Source organism: Kitasatospora sp. NPDC057512, assembly GCF_042802135.1.
GTDB lineage: Bacteria > Actinomycetota > Actinomycetes > Streptomycetales > Streptomycetaceae > Kitasatospora.
The window spans coordinates 1-2,583 of sequence record NZ_JBHVET010000965.1 but is presented as its reverse complement, the minus strand read 5'-3'; the positions used below and the strand labels follow the sequence as shown (position 1 = coordinate 2,583).

Annotated in this window: 2 protein-coding genes; both read left to right on the top strand. The window is 72.0% G+C overall.

Annotated elements, in window-relative coordinates; all coding sequences use genetic code 11:
- Positions 1-204 precede the first annotated feature (204 nt).
- On the top strand, positions 205-1,005 hold the full coding sequence (locus ACFU6K_RS36320; protein WP_375877277.1) for a fumarylacetoacetate hydrolase family protein: 801 nt from the start codon (positions 205-207) through the stop codon (positions 1,003-1,005).
- A complete protein-coding gene (gltX, locus tag ACFU6K_RS36315; RefSeq protein ID WP_380670510.1) occupies positions 998-2,497 on the top strand; it encodes a glutamate--tRNA ligase in 1,500 nt (499 codons plus the stop codon). Before ACFU6K_RS36320 ends, gltX begins: the two co-directional genes overlap by 8 nt.
- Positions 2,498-2,583: the final 86 nt, after the last annotated feature.

Here is a 2,583-nt window from a genome sequence, read left to right as displayed (position 1 = left end):
TCGTCACACGGGTGGCGGCGGCGCCCTCGGCGTCGTGCGGTGCGCGCTTCCTCCCCGACCGTCCTGAACAGGGGCAAAGCGGTCAGCCGGGGCCCCACGCGATAGCCTGGAGGCCGATTGACGGGGCCGCGCCCACTGCGGGCGGGAGCCCACCAGCGCCCGGGCGCGCCCCGGGCGGCCGACGAAGCGAGGGGTAGCCCAGCCGTGCGCATTGCCAGGTTTTCCGTCCGGGAAGGGAGCCCTGCCGCCGGCAGCGTCTCCTTCGGCGTAGTGGAGGGCGACCCTTCCCGGCCCGAGTCGCTGGTCGTCCACGCGCTGGCCGGCCACCCGTTCGGCCAGCCCCAGCCCACCGGCGAGAGCTACCGCTTCCAGGACGTCCGGCTGCTCAGCCCGATGCTCCCGAACAAGATCGTGGCGGTCGGCCGCAACTACGCGGCGCACGCGGCGGAGCTGGGCAACGACGTCCCGGACGTCCCGCTCACCTTCTTCAAGCCGTCCACCTCGGTGATCGGCCCGACCGAGAGCATCGCCTACCCGCCGTTCTCCTCGGACGTCCACCACGAGGCCGAACTCGCCGTGGTGATCGGCCGGATGTGCCGCGAGGTGCCGCTGGACCGGGTGCCCGAGGTGATCCTCGGCTACACCTGCGCCAACGACGTCACCGCCCGGGACGTCCAGCAGCGCGAGGGTCAGTGGGCCCGGGCCAAGGGCTTCGACACGGCCTGCCCGCTGGGCCCGTGGATCGAGACCGACCTCGACCCGAGCGACCTCGCGATCACCTGCACGGTCAACGGCGAGCTCCGCCAGACCGGCCGCACCTCCCTGATGATCCGCTCGGTCGCCGAGCTGGTCGTCCACATCTCCGAGGCCATGACGCTGCTGCCCGGCGACGTCATCCTCACCGGCACGCCCGCAGGGGTGGGCCCCCTCAACGTCGGCGACGAGGTCGCCGTCTCCATCGAAGGCATCGGCACTCTCACCAACAAGGTGATCAAGCGTGGCTAACACTGACCCGGCCGTCCGGGTTCGCTTCTGTCCGTCCCCGACCGGCAACCCCCACGTGGGCATGGTCCGCACGGCCCTGTTCAACTGGGCCTACGCCCGCCACAACGGCGGCACGCTGGTCTTCCGGATCGAGGACACCGACTCCGCCCGCGACTCCGAGGAGTCGTACAACCAGCTGCTCGACGCGATGCGCTGGCTCGGCCTGGACTGGGACGAGGGCCCCGAGGTCGGCGGCCCGGACGCGCCGTACCGGCAGTCGCAGCGGATGGACATCTACGCCGATGTCGCCCGCCGCCTGCACGAGGCCGGCCACGCCTACCACTGCTACTGCTCCACCGAGGAGCTGGACGCCCGCCGCGAGGCCGCCCGCGCGGCCGGCAAGCCCTCCGGCTACGACGGCCACTGCCGCGAGCTGACGGACGAGCAGGTCGCCGTCTACAAGCTGGAGAAGCGCGAGCCGATCCTGCGCTTCCGGATGCCCGACAAGACCCTCTCCTTCGACGACCTGGTGCGCGGCACGCTCACCTTCGAGCCGGAGAACGTGCCGGACTACGGCATCGTCCGGGCCAACGGCGCCCCGCTGTACACCCTGGTCAACCCGGTGGACGACGCCCTGATGGGCATCACCCACGTGCTGCGCGGCGAGGACCTGCTGTCCTCCACCCCGCGGCAGATCGCGCTGTACGCCGCGCTCGCCGAGATCGGCGTCGGCGACGGCACCACCCCGCGCTTCGGCCACCTGCCGTACGTGATGGGCGAGGGCAACAAGAAGCTCTCCAAGCGCGACCCGCAGTCCTCGCTCAACCTGTACCGCGAGCGCGGCTTCATCCGCGAGGGCCTGCTCAACTACCTGTCCCTGCTGGGCTGGTCGCTGGCCGAGGACCGCGACCTGTTCGACATGGACGAGATGGTCGCCGCCTTCGACGTCGCCAAGGTGAACGCCAACCCGGCCCGCTTCGACCTGAAGAAGTGCGAGGCGATCAACGCCGAGCACGTCCGCCGGCTGGCCCCGGAGGACTTCGTCCGCCGCCTGGTGCCCTTCCTCCAGGGCGCCGAGCTGCTGCCGGCCGAGCCCACCGCCGAGCAGCTGGACCTGCTCGCCAAGGTGGCGCCGCTTACCCAGGAGCGGATGGTCGTGCTGAGCGAGATCGTGAACATGGCCGGCTTCCTGTTCGTGGCGCCGGAGAAGTTCGCCCTCGACCCGGACGACGCCGCCAAGGTGCTGACCGCGGACTCCCGCCCGGTGCTGGAGGCCAGCATCAAGGCGCTGGAGGAGCTCGCGGACTTCACCCCGGAGCCGATCCAGGCCGCGCTGCGCGAGGCGCTGGTGGAGGGGCTGGGCATCAAGCCCAAGTTCGCCTTCACGCCGCTGCGGGTGGCCGTCACCGGCCGACGGGTCTCCCCGCCGCTGTTCGAGTCCATGGAGCTGCTGGGCCGCCCGGAGACGCTGCGACGGCTGCGTGCCGCCCTGGACGCCCTCCCGGCCGCCTGAGGCGCCCTCCAGGGCACTGGCTGACGGATCCCTGCCGGACCGGCCCCGCACGGGCCGCCGAGCAGGCCGCGGGCCCGGCCTCGTGC